This window comes from Streptomyces sp. NPDC018947, from assembly GCF_044390505.1.
Taxonomy (GTDB): Bacteria; Actinomycetota; Actinomycetes; order Streptomycetales; family Streptomycetaceae; genus Streptomyces.
Genome location: NZ_JBIRZD010000017.1, coordinates 14,704 through 29,832 on the forward strand (window position 1 = coordinate 14,704; position 15,129 = coordinate 29,832).

At 74.2% G+C, this 15,129-nt stretch carries 12 protein-coding genes; 7 read left to right on the forward strand and 5 right to left on the reverse strand.

The window, feature by feature from the left end; translation table 11 throughout:
* Window positions 1-92: 92 nt before the first annotated feature.
* Entirely contained in the window at window positions 93-536 is a 444-nt protein-coding gene (locus ACH499_RS28065; protein WP_356205068.1) for a PPOX class F420-dependent oxidoreductase, read from the forward strand.
* A 42-nt stretch (window positions 537-578) separates the two neighbouring features.
* On the opposite strand, the gene ACH499_RS28070 is transcribed toward ACH499_RS28065, so the two are convergent.
* Both ACH499_RS28070 and ACH499_RS28075 read right to left on the reverse strand, forming a co-directional pair.
* Complete coding sequence (locus tag ACH499_RS28070; protein ID WP_399019179.1) at window positions 579-2,717, reverse strand: MMPL family transporter; 2,139 nt, start codon at window positions 2,715-2,717, stop codon at window positions 579-581.
* Window positions 2,718-2,940: 223 nt separating this feature from the next.
* Window positions 2,941-3,450, reverse strand: a complete 510-nt coding sequence (locus ACH499_RS28075; protein ID WP_399019181.1) for a MarR family winged helix-turn-helix transcriptional regulator — start codon at window positions 3,448-3,450, stop codon at window positions 2,941-2,943.
* Between the two features lie 103 nt (window positions 3,451-3,553).
* Between ACH499_RS28075 and ACH499_RS28080 the strand changes: the two genes are divergently transcribed.
* Window positions 3,554-5,119, forward strand: coding sequence for an SDR family oxidoreductase (locus ACH499_RS28080; RefSeq protein WP_399019183.1), 1,566 nt, complete (start codon window positions 3,554-3,556; stop codon window positions 5,117-5,119).
* A 28-nt stretch (window positions 5,120-5,147) separates the two neighbouring features.
* Window positions 5,148-6,524, forward strand: coding sequence for a cryptochrome/photolyase family protein (locus tag ACH499_RS28085; RefSeq protein ID WP_399019185.1), 1,377 nt, complete (start codon window positions 5,148-5,150; stop codon window positions 6,522-6,524).
* A gap of 40 nt (window positions 6,525-6,564) precedes the next feature.
* Here ACH499_RS28085 and ACH499_RS28090 read toward each other — a convergent pair whose 3' ends face one another.
* The 3 genes from ACH499_RS28090 to ACH499_RS28100 all read right to left on the reverse strand — a co-directional run bounded on the left by ACH499_RS28090 (window position 6,565) and on the right by ACH499_RS28100 (window position 9,787).
* Complete coding sequence (locus ACH499_RS28090; RefSeq protein WP_356205078.1) at window positions 6,565-6,990, reverse strand: hypothetical protein; 426 nt, start codon at window positions 6,988-6,990, stop codon at window positions 6,565-6,567.
* 68 nt (window positions 6,991-7,058) lie between these two features.
* Window positions 7,059-7,286, reverse strand: coding sequence for a DUF2945 domain-containing protein (locus ACH499_RS28095; RefSeq protein WP_356205079.1), 228 nt, complete (start codon window positions 7,284-7,286; stop codon window positions 7,059-7,061).
* Window positions 7,287-7,396: 110 nt separating this feature from the next.
* The gene (locus tag ACH499_RS28100; RefSeq protein WP_399019188.1) at window positions 7,397-9,787 is read right to left on the reverse strand and encodes an ATP-binding cassette domain-containing protein; all 2,391 of its coding nucleotides are present in this window, start codon (window positions 9,785-9,787) and stop codon (window positions 7,397-7,399) included.
* 131 nt (window positions 9,788-9,918) lie between these two features.
* Here ACH499_RS28100 and ACH499_RS28105 point away from each other — a divergent pair, with 131 nt between their 5' ends.
* The 4 genes from ACH499_RS28105 to ACH499_RS28120 all read left to right on the forward strand — a co-directional run bounded on the left by ACH499_RS28105 (window position 9,919) and on the right by ACH499_RS28120 (window position 15,129).
* Window positions 9,919-10,365 (forward strand): helix-turn-helix transcriptional regulator, encoded by a 447-nt coding sequence (locus tag ACH499_RS28105; protein WP_356205083.1) that lies wholly within the window; start codon window positions 9,919-9,921, stop codon window positions 10,363-10,365.
* Between the two features lie 10 nt (window positions 10,366-10,375).
* Window positions 10,376-10,789: a VOC family protein gene (locus ACH499_RS28110; RefSeq protein WP_356205085.1), complete on the forward strand. Its 414-nt coding sequence runs from the start codon at window positions 10,376-10,378 to the stop codon at window positions 10,787-10,789.
* Between the two features lie 733 nt (window positions 10,790-11,522).
* A complete protein-coding gene (locus ACH499_RS28115) occupies window positions 11,523-13,571 on the forward strand; it encodes a SpoIIE family protein phosphatase (RefSeq protein ID WP_399019399.1) in 2,049 nt (682 codons plus the stop codon).
* A 217-nt stretch (window positions 13,572-13,788) separates the two neighbouring features.
* Entirely contained in the window at window positions 13,789-15,129 is a 1,341-nt protein-coding gene (locus tag ACH499_RS28120; protein ID WP_399019190.1) for a phosphatase PAP2 family protein, read from the forward strand.

Consider the following 15,129-nt stretch of genomic DNA (forward strand, 5'->3'; position numbering starts at 1 on the left):
GGCCGGGTACGCCCGCGTCGTAGGGTGAGGCTGCGAGCGGGCCGGTCACCCGCGGCGGTGCGGGCCGGGCCGAGGAGAGACCGAGGAGAGCCATGGACACCGGGCAGCACGACGACGCCGACGCGGACTTCACCGCCTTCTGGCAGGAGCGCCGGGTGTGCTTCCTGTCGACGCCGCGTGCCGACGGCACCCCGCACCTGGTCCCGGTCGGTGTGACGTACGACCACACCACCCGCACGGCACGCGTCATCACGAGCCGGGACACGGCGAAGGTGCGCAACGTCCGGCGGGCCGGCCGGGCCGCCGTCGCCGTGAGCCAGGTGGACGGCCGGCGCTGGTCCACGCTGGAGGGCGTGGCGACCGTACGGGACGACGCCGAAGCGGTCCGGGACGCGGAGGCCCGGTACGCGGCCCGCTACCGGCAGCCGCGGGCGAACCCGGCCCGGGTCGTCATCGAGATCGAGGTGCGGCGCTGGCTGGGCACGGTCCGCCCCCGCCCGGACGCGCCGGGGGCGGGTGACGGCCCGGCCGGGTGAGCCGCCCCTCCCCCGCCCGGCGCTCCCGTTCGCGGCGCCGTCTCACACGCCGCCGGTCCGTTCGTGCGCGGGGCGGGAGCCGGACGCGCCGGGCTCCCGGTCCGGTGCCCGGTGGCCGAGGCGCCCCGGCCACCACGCCACCGCGCCGATGTCGCGGGCCAGGGCCGGCACGAGCAGCGAGCGCACGACCAGCGTGTCCAGCAGGACGCCGAAGGCGACGATGAAGGCGATCTGCACGAGGAAGGCCAGCGGGATCACGCCGAGGGCGGCGAAGGTGGCGGCGAGCACCACACCGGCCGAGGTGATCACGCCGCCCGTGGCGGTCAGGCCGCGCAGGATGCCCTGCCGCACCCCGTGGCGCAGCGACTCCTGCCGCACCCGGGACATGAGGAAGATGTTGTAGTCCACGCCGAGGGCGACCAGGAACACGAAGCCGTACAGCGGGACGGAGGCGTCCGTGCCGCTGAAGCCGAACACGTGGCGGAAGACCAGGGCGGAGACGCCGAGGGTGGCCAGGAAGTTCAGCGCCACGGTCGCGACCAGCAGCACCGGCATCAGCAGCGAGCGCAGCAGGCCGATCAGGATGACCAGGATGATGGCGAGGACCACGGGCACGATGAGCGTCCGGTCGTGCTCGGCGGTGCGCTGGGTGTCGTACTGCTGGGCGGTGTAGCCGCCGACGAGGGCGTCCGCGCCCGGCACGGCGTGCACCGAGGTCCGCAGGCGCGCCACCGTCTCCTTGGCCGCGTCGCTGTCCGCCGGCGCCCGCAGGGTCGCGTCGATGCGTACGCGTCCGTCGACCACCTTCGGGGGGCCGCCGCCGGGGCGGCCCGACGCGGTCACCGCGTCGGCGGAGGCGACGCCGCTCGTGCCGCGGGCCGCCGCGAGGACGGGAGCCGCCCGGTCCGCGTCGGCGATGATCACGGCGGGGTTTCCGGAGCCGCCCGGGAAGTGCCGGGCCAGGGTTTCCTGGGCGGCGACCGACGGGGCGTCGTTGACGAAGATCTCGTCCAGCGGCACGCCCTTCGACTCGAGGGTGGGCCAGAAGGCGGCGCAGGCGAGCAGCGCGGCGAGGCAGACCGCCCAGACGCGGCGCGGCGCCCGGTCCACCAGTGCGGCGACGCGGTGCCACAGCGGGTGGCCGCCCTCCGGGTCGTCGGCCTTGACGGGCTTGGCCGGCCAGTAGGCGGCCCGGCCGAGCAGGACCAGCACGGCGGGCAGGAAGGTGAGGGTGGAGAGGACGGCGCAGACGATGCCGATGGCACCGACGGGTCCGAGCGCGCGGTTGTTGGTCAGGTCGCTGAGCAGCAGGGCCAGCAGGCCGAGGGCGACGGTCGCCGCGCTGGCCACGATGGCGCCCCACGAGGCGCGCAGCGCGGCGCGCACGGCGGCGAAGCGGTCCGGGTGCCGGGCCAGTTCCTCGCGGAAGCGGGCGGTGAGCAGCAGCGCGTAGTCGGTCGCGGCGCCGATGACGAGGATGGAGAGGATGCCCTGGACCTGCCCGTCGACGCGCACGACGCCGCGGTCGGCGAGGGCGTAGACGATCGCGCAGGCCAGCCCCAGCGCGAAGACCGCGCCGAGGATGATGACGAGGGGCAGCAGGACGCTGCGGTAGACGAGCAGCAGGATCACGAGCACCGTGACCAGGGCGACGCCGAGGAGCAGCCCGTCGATGCCGGAGAAGGCGTCGGAGAGGTCGGCCTGGGAGGCCGCCGGTCCCGCCAGTTGCGCCCGGGTGCCCGGGACCTGGCCGGCGGCGTCGCGGATGTGCCCGAGGACCTCGGGCAGGCGTTCGCCGAGGCCGGCCTCGACCTGGACGACGGCCTGGAGGGCCCGGCCGTCCTCGGAGGGGAACGCGGGCGTGGCGGGGCCGACGATCCCGGAGTCGCCCTCCAGGCCCGCGACGAGACGGGTGGCCTGCGCGCGGTGGCCGGTGACGCCGTCGCCGCCGTCCGCGGTCCACACGATGATCACCGGCAGTGTCTCGTCCTGCCGGAACGCCTTCTGGGCGTCGATGACGCGGGTGGACTCGGCGCTGCGGGGCAGGAAGGCGGCCTGGTCGTTGGTGGCGACCTCGCCCAGTTTCCCGGCGTACGGGCCGAGCGCCCCGCCGATGCCGAGCCAGACCAGGAGCAGGACGAGGGGGACGAGCCACCGGGCGCGTCGGGAGGCGGGGGACATGGGTCTCCAGGTCTTCCGTTGGTGCGGGCGTCGGCCGTTCCCGGGGGCACCGGCCGGCAAGGTGACTCGATCATAAACAATCTCAATCATCGAGTTATCTCGCGCCGCCGCCGTCGCGGCAGGAACAGAAGTGCCCGCGATCCGTCCGCCGATGCGGACGGATCGTCCAACCGGGCGAGCGGGTCAGCGGGCCAGCGGGTCAGCAGGTCAGCAGGTCAGCGGGTCAGCGGGGGTCGGACGGGCGCGCGAGCCGCAGTTCCTCGTTCATGGCCGCCATGAACCGCACGACGACCGCCAGCTCGTCCGCGTCGAACCGGTCCCGGGTCGCGGCGGCCGCCTCCGCCAGCGGCCGGAACCAGGTCCGCGCCGCCGCCCGGGCACCGGACACGTAGTGCAGATGGACCACCCGGCGGTCGGCGCTCTCCCGGACCCTGCGGACGTGCCCGGCGCGCTCCAGCCGGTCCACGCATGCGGTCACCGCTCCCGAGGTCAGTCCCAGGTGCTCGCGCAGCCGTCCGGGTGTCATCGGTTCCGCGGCGTCCAGGATCGCCGCGAGCGCCTGGACGTCGGTGGCGTGCAGCCCGTGGGTCGCGGCGAAGCCGTGCACGAGGCGGTTGATCTCACCGTTCATGCGCCGCAGTTCGGCGGCGAGGGCATGGAGGTCCCCGGTCTCGGCACCGGATCCGGTCCCCCGTTCGTGCGCGCGCCGTCCGCGCTGGTTCGCTGTCGCCACGCGATCAGCGTATAGAAGGGTCACATCCGGCCACGTCGCGCCATGGGGCGCGGACCTGCGGGAAGGGTCACCGTGCCGGCCGCACCACGGGAGACGGAGCCCCATGCGCGAGGGAAGCGAAGGACACGAAGGACCTGGCAACACGCACGGTGACGGCGCGCCGGGGACCCGGTGCCTGGTCACCGGCGCCACGGGGTACATCGGCGGCCGGCTCGTGCCGGAACTGCTCGCCGCCGGCCACCGGGTGCGGTGCCTGGCCCGCTCCCCACAGAAGCTGCGCGACCACCCGTGGGCACAGGACGTGGAGGTGGCGCGGGGGGACGTCACGGACGCGGACTCGGTGGCCCGGGCGATGGAGGGCGTCGACGTCGCCTACTACCTGGTGCACGCGCTCGGCAGCGGCCGGGACTTCGAGGAGACCGACCGGCGGGCCGCCCGCGTCTTCGCCGACCGGGCGCGGGAGGCGGGCGTCCGGCGCATCGTGTACCTCGGCGGACTCACCCCGCCGGGCGTACCGGAGCGGGAGTTGTCGCCGCACCTGCGCTCCCGCACGGAGGTCGGCCGGATCCTCCTGGACTCCGGCGTGCCCACGGCCGTCCTGCGGGCCGCCGTGATCATCGGATCGGGCTCGGCCTCCTTCGAGATGCTGCGCTACCTCACGGAGCGGCTGCCGGTGATGGTGACGCCGAGCTGGGTCCACACCCGCATCCAGCCGGTCGCCGTCCGGGACGTGCTGCGCGCCCTGGCCGGCAGCGCGCACCTGCCGGACGACGTCAACCGGACCTTCGACATCGGCGGCCCGGACGTCCTGACCTACCGGGACATGATGGTGCGCTACGCCGAGGTGGCCGAGCTGCCGCGGCGGCTGATCCTGCCGGTGCCGATGCTCACCCCGGGCCTGTCCAGCCACTGGGTGGGCCTGGTCACCCCCGTGCCGGCGTCCATCGCGCGTCCGCTCACCGAATCCCTGCGCCACGAGGTGGTGTGCCGGGAGAACGACATCGAGCGGTACGTTCCGCCGCCGCCCGGGTATCCCCTCGGTTTCGACGACGCCCTCCGGCTGGCGCTGCGGCGGGTGCGGGAGGCGCGCGTCACCACCCGCTGGTCGTCCGCGTCCGTCCCCGGTGCGCCCAGCGACCCGCTGCCCACCGACCCCGACTGGGCGGGCGGCAGCCTGTACACCGACCACCGCACGCTGAGCGTCGACGCCCCGCGCGAGGCGCTGTGGCGGGTGATCGAGGGCATCGGCGGCGACAACGGCTGGTACTCGTTCCCGCTCGCCTGGGCGGTACGCGGCTGGCTGGACCGGCTGGTCGGCGGGGTGGGCCTGCGCCGCGGCCGGCGCGACGCCGCCCGGCTCCGGGCGGGCGACTCCCTGGACTTCTGGCGGGTGGAGGAGATCGTCCCCGGCCGGCTGCTGCGGCTGCGCGCCGAGATGCGGCTGCCGGGCCTGGCCTGGCTGGAGATGTACGCCGAGACCGACGGTCACGGCCGGACGCGGTACCGGCAGCGGGCCCTGTTCCATCCGCACGGGCTGGCGGGCCACGCCTACTGGTGGAGCGTGTGGCCGTTCCACTCGGTGGTGTTCGGCGGCATGGCCCGCAACATCGCCCGCGCGGCCGCCCGCAACCCCCTTCCCGGGCCGCCCCGCCGGACGCCGGCCACCTGAGGCACCCACTTCTCGGCGAAGGAGCACCATGACCGTCCCGGTCGTCCTGTTCACCTCCGACCTGCGCGTGCACGACCATCCGCCGCTGCGCGCCGCCCTCGGCCGGGGCGGCGAGGTGGTGCCGCTGTTCGTCCGCGACCGGGCCGTGGACGCCGCCGGGTTCGCGGCGCCCAACCGGCTGGCCTTCCTCGCCGACTGCCTCGCGGACCTGGACGAGCGGCTGCGCGAGCGGGGCGGACGGCTGGTCGTGCGGTCCGGGGACGTGGTCGAGGAGGTCTGCGCGGTGGTCCGCGAGACGGGGGCCCGCGACGTCCACATGGCCGCCGACGTGAGCGCGTACGCCCACCGCCGGGAGGAACGGCTGCGCGACGCCCTGGAGGCCGAGGGCTGCCGGCTGAACGTGCACGACACGGTGTCCACCGTGCTGGCCCCCGGCGCCGTCACCCCCGCGGGCTCCGACCACTACGCGGTCTTCACGCCGTACCTGCGGCGCTGGGCGGAGCAACGCCCGCGGGACGTCCTGGCGGCCCCGCGCCGGATCCGCGTCCCGGACTGCGTCGGGTCGCGGCCGCTGCCGTCGCGCCCGGAAGCCGCGCACCTGTCCCCCGCCCTGCCCGCGGGCGGCGAGAGCGCGGCGCGCCGGCGGATGACGGCCTGGCTGCGCGGCCCCGTCGACGGCTACGCCGACCACCACGACGACCTGCCCGGCGACGCCACCTCACGCCTCTCCCCCGACCTGCACTTCGGTGCCCTCTCCCCCGTCGAACTCGTCCACCGCGCGCGCCGCGCCGGCGGGCCCGGCGCCGAGGCGTTCGTACGGCAACTGGCCTGGCGCGACTTCCACCGCCAGGTCCTGGCCGCCCGTCCGCGGGCCGCCGCCCGCGACTACCGCACCCGCGACGACCACTGGCGCACCGGCGCCGAGGCACGGCGGGACGTCCGGGCGTGGAAGGAGGGCCGCACCGGTTACCCGATCGTCGACGCGGCCATGCGCCAGCTCCGCCACGAGGGGTGGATGCACAACCGCGGCCGCCTGCTGACCGCGTCCTTCCTGACCAAGACGCTCTACGTGGACTGGCGGGTGGGCGCCCGGCACTTCCTGGAGCTGCTCGTGGACGGGGACGTGGCCAACAACCAGCTCAACTGGCAGTGGACGGCGGGCACCGGTACCGACACCCGCCCCCACCGTGTCCTCAACCCGGTCGTCCAGGCCAGGCGGTTCGACCCCGACGGCGCCTATGTGCGCCGCTGGGTGCCCGAGCTGGCCGGGATCGACGGGCCGGCCGTGCACGAACCCTGGAAGCTGGACGGCCCGGCGCGTGCCGCCTGCGCGGCGTACCCCGACCCGGTCGTGGACCTCGCCGAGGGACTGGCGCGTTTCCGGCGGGCGCGCGGGCGCGAGTGAGCGAACGGCCCTCTGTGCCCGGGCGATCGGCGGCCGGGGGTCAGGGGCTGTCGGGGCGCGCCGTGTGGTCCGGGTGGTCGCGGGTGCGGCGTGCCTCCTTCATCTCCGCCTCGTACAAGTGGTCCCGGCCTTCGGCGAGTCGCTCCACCGCCTCGTGCGCCAGGTCCCTGAACGCCCGGTAGTACGTCCGGTCGTACGCCTCGACGATCTGGAACGTCCAGTGGCCCGGGATGACGTTGCGCCCGAGGATCTCCGTCTCGACGCGCCGCGCCCACTCCGGGTGTCCCGCCCTGCGCAGCAGTTCCACCGCGCGGTCCAGTTCCAGGTCGGCGGTGCCGGTGAGCTGGTGGAAGTCGAACAGGCTCCCCCGGGCGCGCTCGGTCGTCTCCAGCGCCTTGGACAGGGAGCCGAGGGCCTCCACCGTCTCGTCGCCGACGCCCTCGGGACGCCGGTGCGGATCCGTCATGGGAAGGTCCCTCCGCCGCGGTGTCGCGGGCCGCCCCGTCGGCGGGCCGTCGCCCTCTCCTCGACCGCTCACTTCTTCTTGAGGGCGGACGGCTTGTGCACCGCGGACTTGCCGGACGTGTCGCTGCGCACCTCGTACTGCGGGTCGTCCGGTGAGGCGGCCACCGTGCGGCCCGCGGCCTCGGTGCGTTCGGTGATCTTCTTCTCCACCGTGCCCTCGGTCTCACTGCCGTGACTGCTCCAGGCGACCTTGTCGCCCTTCTTCGGTCCCTTGCCCCCGCCGCGGTGCTTCGCCATCCCGGTGCTCCCTCCGTGCGCTCTCACGCTGCCCGTCCAGCGTGGACCGCGTGCCGCCGCTCCACCACTCGGGCGTGCCCGGACGGGAGGGCGTCCGGGCACGCGCCGACTCAGGCGCCGGTGTAGGCCGCGAGGTGCTCGCCGGTGAGGGTGGAGCGGGCGGCGACGAGGTCGGCGGGGGTGCCCTCGAAGACGACGCGGCCTCCGTCGTGGCCCGCGCCGGGGCCGAGGTCGATGATCCAGTCGGCGTGGGCCATGACCGCCTGGTGGTGCTCGACGACGATCACGGACTTGCCGGAGTCCACGAGCCGGTCGAGCAGACCGAGCAGTTGCTCGACGTCGGCGAGGTGGAGGCCGGTGGTCGGCTCGTCGAGCACGTACACGCCGCCCTTGTCGGACATGTGGGTGGCAAGCTTCAGCCGCTGCCGTTCACCGCCGGACAGCGTGGTGAGCGGCTGGCCGAGGGTGAGGTAGCCGAGGCCCACGTCGGCGAGCCGGCCGAGGATGCGGTGCGCGGCCGGTGTGCGGGCCTCGCCGGTGCCGAAGAACTCCTCGGCCTCGCTCACCGGCATGGCCAGCACCTCGCTGATGTCCCGGCCGCCGAGCCGGTACTCCAGCACCGACGCCTGGAACCGCTTGCCCTCGCAGTCCTCGCAGGTGGTGGCCACGCCGGCCATCATCGCCAGGTCGGTGTAGACGACGCCGGCGCCGTTGCAGGTGGGGCAGGCGCCCTCGGAGTTGGCGCTGAACAGGGCCGGCTTGACCCCGTTGGCCTTGGCGAACGCCTTGCGGATCGGGTCCAGCAGCCCGGTGTACGTCGCCGGGTTGCTCCGCCGCGAGCCCTTGATGGGGCTCTGGTCGACGGACACGACGTCCGCTTTGGCGGGGAGCGACCCGTGGATCAGCGAGCTCTTGCCGGAGCCGGCCACGCCGGTGACCACGCAGAGCACACCGAGCGGGATGTCGACGTCCACGTCCCGCAGGTTGTGCGTGGTCGCGCCGCGGATCTCCAGGGCGCCGGCGGGCTTGCGGACCGACTCCTTGAGTCCTGCCCGGTCGTCCAGGTGGCGGCCGGTGATCGTGCCGCTGGTCCGCAGTCCCTCGACGGTGCCCTCGAAGCAGACGGTGCCGCCCGCGGTGCCGGCGCCGGGGCCGAGGTCCACCACGTGGTCGGCGATGGCGATCGTCTCGGGCTTGTGCTCCACGACCAGCACGGTGTTGCCCTTGTCGCGCAGGCGCAGCAGCAGGTCGTTCATCCGCTGGATGTCGTGCGGGTGCAGACCGATGGTGGGCTCGTCGAAGACGTAGGTGACGTCCGTGAGCGAGGAGCCGAGGTGGCGGATCATCTTGACGCGCTGTGCCTCGCCGCCCGACAGGGTGCCCGCCGGCCGGTCCAGGGAGAGGTAACCGAGGCCGATCTCCACGAAGGAGTCGAGGGTGTCGCGCAGCGCGGTGAGCAGCGGCGCGACCGACGGCTCGTCGAGGCCGCGGACCCATGCGGCCAGGTCGCGGATCTCCATGGCGCAGGCGTCGGCGATGCTGACCTTCCCGATCCGCGAGTTGCGGGCGCCCTCGCTGAGCCGGGTGCCGTCGCACTCGGGGCAGGTGGTGAAGGTGACGGCCCGCTCCACGAAGGCCCGGATGTGCGGCTGCATCGCCTCCTTGTCCTTGGACAGGAACGTCTTCTGGATCTTGGGGATCAGGCCCTCGTAGGTGAGGTTGACGCCGTTGACCTTCACCTTGACCGGCTCGCCGTGGAGGAAGGCGTGCAGTTCCTTCTCGGTGTAGTCGCGGATCGGCTTGTCCGGGTCGACGAAGCCGGACTGGGCGTAGACCTGCACGGTCCACTGGCTGTCCGACTTCCAGCCGGGGATGGTGAACGCGCCCTCGCTCAGCGACTTGGAGTCGTCGTAGAGCTGGGTGAGGTCGATGTCGGAGACCGTCCCCCGGCCCTCGCAGCGGGTGCACATCCCGCCGGTGCGCTCGTAGGTGGCCTTCACGGCCTTCTTGTTGCCGCGCTCGACGGTGATCGCGCCGCTCGCCCGGACCGAGGCGGTGTTGAAGGAGTACGCGCTGGGCGGGCCGATGTGCGGCTCGCCGAGCCGGCTGAACAGGATGCGCAGCATCGCGTTGGCGTCGGTGGCCGTGCCGACGGTGGAGCGGGGGTCGCCGCCCATGCGCTGCTGGTCGACGCTGATCGCGGTGGTCAGGCCGTCGAGGACGTCGACCTCGGGCCGGGCCAGGTTCGGCATGAAGCCCTGGACGAAGGCGCTGTAGGTCTCGTTGATCAGCCGTTGCGACTCGGCGGCGATCGTGTCGAACACCAGTGAGCTCTTGCCCGATCCGGAGACCCCGGTGAACACCGTCAGCCGGCGCTTGGGGATCTCGATGCTGACGTCCTTGAGGTTGTTCTCCCGGGCGCCGTGCACGCGGATCATGTCGTGACTGTCGGCGGCGTGCGGCGCAGGCGGGCTGGTCATGGTCCGCGTGGCCTTGCTCATCGTGACTCCATCTGTCGGGCGGGGCCGCCTGGACGGCCCTTCGTCGCCATCGCTCGTCTCTGTGTGCGAGCAGTATGTCCCCTGGCCGCGGGCCGCCGGTGCCGAACGGCCCAGTATGGGAGACTCGTCGGATGGGACGGCTGGAGCTCGATGACCTGGTCCGGTTGCGGCGGGCACGGGACCGGATGGACCGCGACTACGCCGAGCCGCTGGACGTTCCGGCGCTGGCGCGGGAGGCGCTGATGTCGGCGGGGCACTTCTCCCGCAGTTTCCGCGCCGCGTACGGCGAGACGCCGTACAGCTATCTGATGACCCGCCGGATCGAGCGGGCCAAGGCGCTGCTGCGGCGCGGCGATCTGACGGTGACCGAGGTCTGCTTCGAGGTGGGGTGTACGTCGCTGGGGTCGTTCAGTTCGCGGTTCACGGAGCTGGTCGGCGAGAGTCCGAGCGCCTACCGGGCCCGCGACCACGGCACGGGCGCCGCGATCCCGGCCTGCATCGCCAAGATCCACACCAGGCCGGTCAGGAACAGGGAACCGGTCAGGAACGAAGAAGCGGACGCCGCCGCCCGCCCGTAGCGTGAGCGGCATGGACATCAAGCTTTCCCAGTGTTTCATCGCCGTCGACGACCACGACAAGGCGATCGCCTTCTACCGCGACGTGCTCGGTCTCGAGGTGCGCAACGACGTCGGGTTCGAGAACATGCGCTGGGTGACCGTCGGGTCGCCCGCGCAGCCGGACGTGAACATCGTTCTGGAGCCGCCCGCCGCCGATCCGAACGTCTCACCGGCCGACAAGCGGGCCATGGCGGAACTGATGGCGAAGGGGCTGCTGCGCGGCGTCATCTTCGCGACGGACGACTGCGACGGCACCTTCGAGCGCGTCAGCGCGGCGGGCGGAGAGGTGCTGCAGGAGCCGATGGACCAGCCGTACGGCGTCCGCGACTGCGCGTTCCGCGACCCCGCGGGCAACATGCTCCGCTTCACCCAGCCGCTCAAGTGAGTCCGGGCGGGCCGGGCCGCACCGCGCGCCCGGCCCGCAGGTCGGCAGGACGAGCAGGACGAGCAGCCGGCCGCAGATCGTGCCGGCCTCCGGCCCTCGGCGCGCCTCCGCCGTCCCCGGCGGCCGAGCGGCAACGCGGAGGCCCCGCCGCCCGGTCCGGCCATGGCGACCGGGCGCCCGCCGCGCGCCGGTCAGGTCGAGGGCGTCGGCCAGTGCGCGTGCCCGGACGTGTCCACCGTGCTACGAACGGGCAGGCCCCGGCGCAGCCGCGGCGGCGCACCCCGGGGAGGGGACACCCGCCGCCGGGGAGGCGCACCGGCTCTTTCCCGCGACCGGATGCCTCGACGCCGGGCAGGGCGTAATGTCCGCGTATGGGTGATGTTCGGTACGGCCGGCGCGGCGCGGCCCTGCCGGAGCCGGCGGAAGGCGGCGGACACGGACGCGTCCGCACGGCCGGGACCGATCGCGCCCCGGGGCGTCCGCCCGCCCGACACGGCCGAGGCGTCACGGAACCGCCGGAGCCGGCACCGGGCCACGACGAGCGCGAGCGCGCCCCGAACCGGCCGGCCCGGCAGCCCGCGCGGAACGGCGGGTGCGTCTCGGGCCCCGCCGGGCCGACGGCGGGCGGGGGTCCGCGCGGCCGCGCCCGGACGACCGGGGCGAGGGTGCCGGCGGACGGGGGTGGCAGGGCGGTGCGGCCGTGAGGTCCGTGGGGCATGTGATCGACGCCGCCATGGCCGCCGTGGTGCGGGAGACCGGCGCGTTGGGGGGCATGCTGTACGTGCTGCTGCCGGGCGGGAAGGCGTTGTGGCTGGAGCTGATCGCGGGGGTGCCGGAGGAGATGGCGACTCCGTGGCGGCGGGTGGCGCTGACCGACCCCATGCCGGTGGCGGACGCCGTGCGGGAGCGGCGCGTTGTCCGTGTGGGCGGGCAGGAGGACATGGCACGCCAGTACCCGCGCCCGGCGCTCGTCCTGCCGTACGACTTCTCGCTGGTGGCCGCCCCGGTGGCCTCGGACAGCACACTGCGGGGCGGCCTGGTGCTGCTGTGGCCCGGGGGCCGGACCCCGCCGGGCCCGGCCGAATGCGAGGCGGTCGAGCAGGGCTGCCGACGGCTCGGCGACCTGCTCCAGCAGGCGGCCGACCGCGCCGAACCGGTGCTGCCCGCCGGACGTCCGCGGACGCTGCCGCCGCCGCCCCGGCGCCCCCTGTCCCCCGGCGAGGCCGAGACGGTCTCGGCGTTCGTCGACCGGCTGCCCGGCGGCTCCTGCGCCCTGGACCTGGACGGCCGCATCACCTTCATCACCCCGGCCGCCGCCGAGCTGGTCGGGCGGGACCCGGCCGACCTGGTGGGCTCCCTGCCCTGGGAGGCGCTGCCGTGGATGGACGTGCCCCAGGTCGAGGACCGCTACCGGGCCGCGCTGGTCAGCCGCCGGCCGCAGGCGTTCACCGTGGTGCGGCCCCCGGACGTGTGGCTGTCCTTCGAGCTGTATCCGGACTCCACCGGCATCAGCGTCCGCATCGGCAGGAGCGATCCCGCCGAGGAGGTTCCCCCGGCGCCGTCCGTCCCGACCGCGGGCCCGAGCCGCGCCACCGTGCTCTACAACCTGATGCACATGGCCGCGACCCTGACCGAGGCGGTCGGCGTCCAGGACGTGGTCGAGCAGGCCGCGGACCAGTTGCTGCCCGCGCTCGGCGCACAGGCCCTGGCCGTGATGGCGGCGGAGGACGGGCGGTTGAGGATCCTGGGCCACCGGGGCTACCCGGCGGAACTGATGGACCGTTACGACGCCCTCCCCCTCAGCTCGGAGATCCCGGGCAGCGAGGTCCTGGCCACGGGCGAACCGGCGTTCTTCACGAGCTTCGCCGACCTCGCGCGCGACTATCCCGCCACGGTGCACGAGGACGGGATGGCCTCCTGGGCGATCCTGCCGCTGATCGCGTCGGGCCGCCCCATCGGCTCCCTGCTGCTCGCCTACGACCGGCCGCGCACGTTCCCGCCCGGGGAGCGGGCCGTGCTCACCTCGCTGGCGGGCCTGATCGGGCAGGCCCTGGACCGCGCCCGCCTCTACGACAGCAAGGACCACCTCGCCCACCGCCTGCAGTCCGCCCTGCTGCCGCACACGCTGCCCCGGATCCCGGGGCTGAGGGTCGCCGCCCGCTATCTGCCGGCCGCCCGGGGGCTGGGCATCGGCGGGGACTTCTACGACCTCATCCGCCTCGACGCGCACACGGCGGGCGCCGCCATCGGTGACGTCCAGGGACACAACGTGGACGCCGCGGCGCTCATGGGCCAGGTCCGCACCGCCGTCCACGCGCACGCCGCCGTGGGCTCCTCCCCCGGCGACGTCCTGGCACGCACCAACCGTCTGCTCACCGACCTCGACCCGGGCCTGTTCACGAGTTGCGTCTACGTCCGCATCGACCTCGGCACCCGCCGCGCCCGGCTGGCCACCGCCGGGCACCCGCCGCCGCTGCTGCGCCACGCCGACGGACGCACCGAACTCGTGCGGGTGCCGCCCGGCCTGCTGCTGGGCATCGACCCGGACAGCGTCTACCCGGCCCTGGAGGTGCCGCTGCCGCCGGGCTGCGTCCTCGCGCTCTACACCGACGGGCTCGTCGAGGCCCCCGGCGTGGACCTCGACGACGCGACCGCGGCGCTCGCCGGGCTCCTCGAACACGCGGACCCGGACGACCTGGACGGCATGGCCGACACCCTCATCCGGCACGCGCCCAGCCCGACCGACGACATCGCCCTGCTGCTCATCGGCCCCGGCGCCTGACCGCCGCGGTCCGTCACCCGGCCGGCCGCCGCCCGGAACGCCCGCATCATGCCGTTAGCATGTTCGAACTCACGACGATCGTGTGATCGTCGGCTCTTCACCGGAAGACCATGCCCAACCGCACGATGAACGCCCCATTCAGACGACTCCCCACGGACGAGCCGCACAGGTGAAAACAACTCGCACACGAATAACCCCGCGGCCGGACCGCTCTCCCGTGTCCGCCGCGTGGCGCCGGCCGCGGGCGGTGCTGTGGGCCGCCGCGGGGGTGGTGACCCTCGGGTTCCTCGTCGCGCTGGAATGCGCGGCGCGCCACTACGGCCTGCCGGGTCCGATCACCACGCAGGCCCGCGAGGTGGTCTTCGCCCCCGACTCGGGGCCGCTGCTGTACGCCGGCATGGCCCTGACGATGGTGGTGCTCACCTGGCGGCAGCGGCTGCTCGCGGCCGGTGCCGCCGTCGGCATCGACGTCGTCTTCTGGCTGGTGCGCTGGGCGGTCGGCGCCGACATGAACTTCGGCAACGGCGCGCTCTGGGTGGTCCTCGGCTGCGCGGTCGTCGCCGTCACGCGCCGCAGCGGCCCCGAACGCGCGCTGCTGCTGAAGGGCAGCGGGCTCGGTCTGCTGCTGGTCGCCGGGCACAAGACGGGTGACACCTGGCTGCTCATCACCTCGAAGACCCGGCCGACGGTGCTCGACGCGTACGTGGCCACCGCCGACCACGCGCTGGGCGACCCGTCGTGGCTGGTCGGCAGGCTCGTCCGGGCCACCGAACCGGTCGGCGACCACGTCCTCCACCTGGTCTACGGCCAACTCCCGCTCGCGGCGGCCCTGGTGGGGCTCTATCAGTTGCGTCGCGTGGCGGTGGAGCGCCGTTTCCCGCGCCATCACCTGGTGCGCACGTTCCTGGTGATCGGGCTGCTCGGACCGGCCGTCTACATGATCTTCCCGGTGGTCGGGCCGGTCTACGCGTACGGCGCCGACGGCGGCGCCTGGGCGGCGGGCGCCCTGTGGCCCGACACGGTGCCGTCGATCGGCGCCCCGCACCCGATGCCGTTCGACGGGATCACCCCGCGCAACTGCATGCCCAGCCTGCACACGGCGTGGGCCACCACGCTGTTCGTCCACTCCCGCAAGGGTTCACGCGCGATGCGCTGGGCGGGCACCTTCTGGCTGGTCGCCACGCTCACCGCGACGCTGGGCTTCGGCTACCACTACGGCGCCGACCTCGTCGCCGGCGTGGTGTTCGCGCTCACGGTGGAGGCGGCGATGCGCGGGCAGGCCCGCGGCTGGGACCGCTCGGCCACCCGGCTCGTCGTCCACGGCACGGTGGTCTTCGTCCTGATGCTGGTGTCCTATCTCCGGCTGCCGAGCCGGATGGCCGAACTCCCGTGGCTGGCCGGGCCGCTGCTCGTCCTGGCGATGGCCTCGGTGGTCCACCACTATGTCCGGACCACCGGGCGGTGGGACCCGAAGGCCGTGCCGTCGCCGACGCCGGAGACGGGGCCGGAACCGGGACCTGGACCGGCGCCCACGGAACCGCGGCCCGAACTGGTCTGA

Bases quoted from the DNA above. Each gene is read 5' to 3' on its own strand.
- ACH499_RS28065 (WP_356205068.1), top strand. From the start codon at position 93: ATGGACACCGGGCAGCACGACGACGCCGACGCGGACTTCACCGCCTTC.
- ACH499_RS28070 (WP_399019179.1), bottom strand. From the start codon at position 2,717: ATGTCCCCCGCCTCCCGACGCGCCCGGTGGCTCGTCCCCCTCGTCCTG.
- ACH499_RS28080 (WP_399019183.1), top strand. From the start codon at position 3,554: ATGCGCGAGGGAAGCGAAGGACACGAAGGACCTGGCAACACGCACGGT.
- ACH499_RS28085 (WP_399019185.1), top strand. From the start codon at position 5,148: ATGACCGTCCCGGTCGTCCTGTTCACCTCCGACCTGCGCGTGCACGAC.
- ACH499_RS28090 (WP_356205078.1), bottom strand. From the start codon at position 6,990: ATGACGGATCCGCACCGGCGTCCCGAGGGCGTCGGCGACGAGACGGTG.
- ACH499_RS28095 (WP_356205079.1), bottom strand. From the start codon at position 7,286: ATGGCGAAGCACCGCGGCGGGGGCAAGGGACCGAAGAAGGGCGACAAG.
- ACH499_RS28100 (WP_399019188.1), bottom strand. From the start codon at position 9,787: ATGAGCAAGGCCACGCGGACCATGACCAGCCCGCCTGCGCCGCACGCC.
- ACH499_RS28105 (WP_356205083.1), top strand. From the start codon at position 9,919: ATGGGACGGCTGGAGCTCGATGACCTGGTCCGGTTGCGGCGGGCACGG.
- ACH499_RS28110 (WP_356205085.1), top strand. From the start codon at position 10,376: ATGGACATCAAGCTTTCCCAGTGTTTCATCGCCGTCGACGACCACGAC.
- ACH499_RS28115 (WP_399019399.1), top strand. From the start codon at position 11,523: ATGGCCGCCGTGGTGCGGGAGACCGGCGCGTTGGGGGGCATGCTGTAC.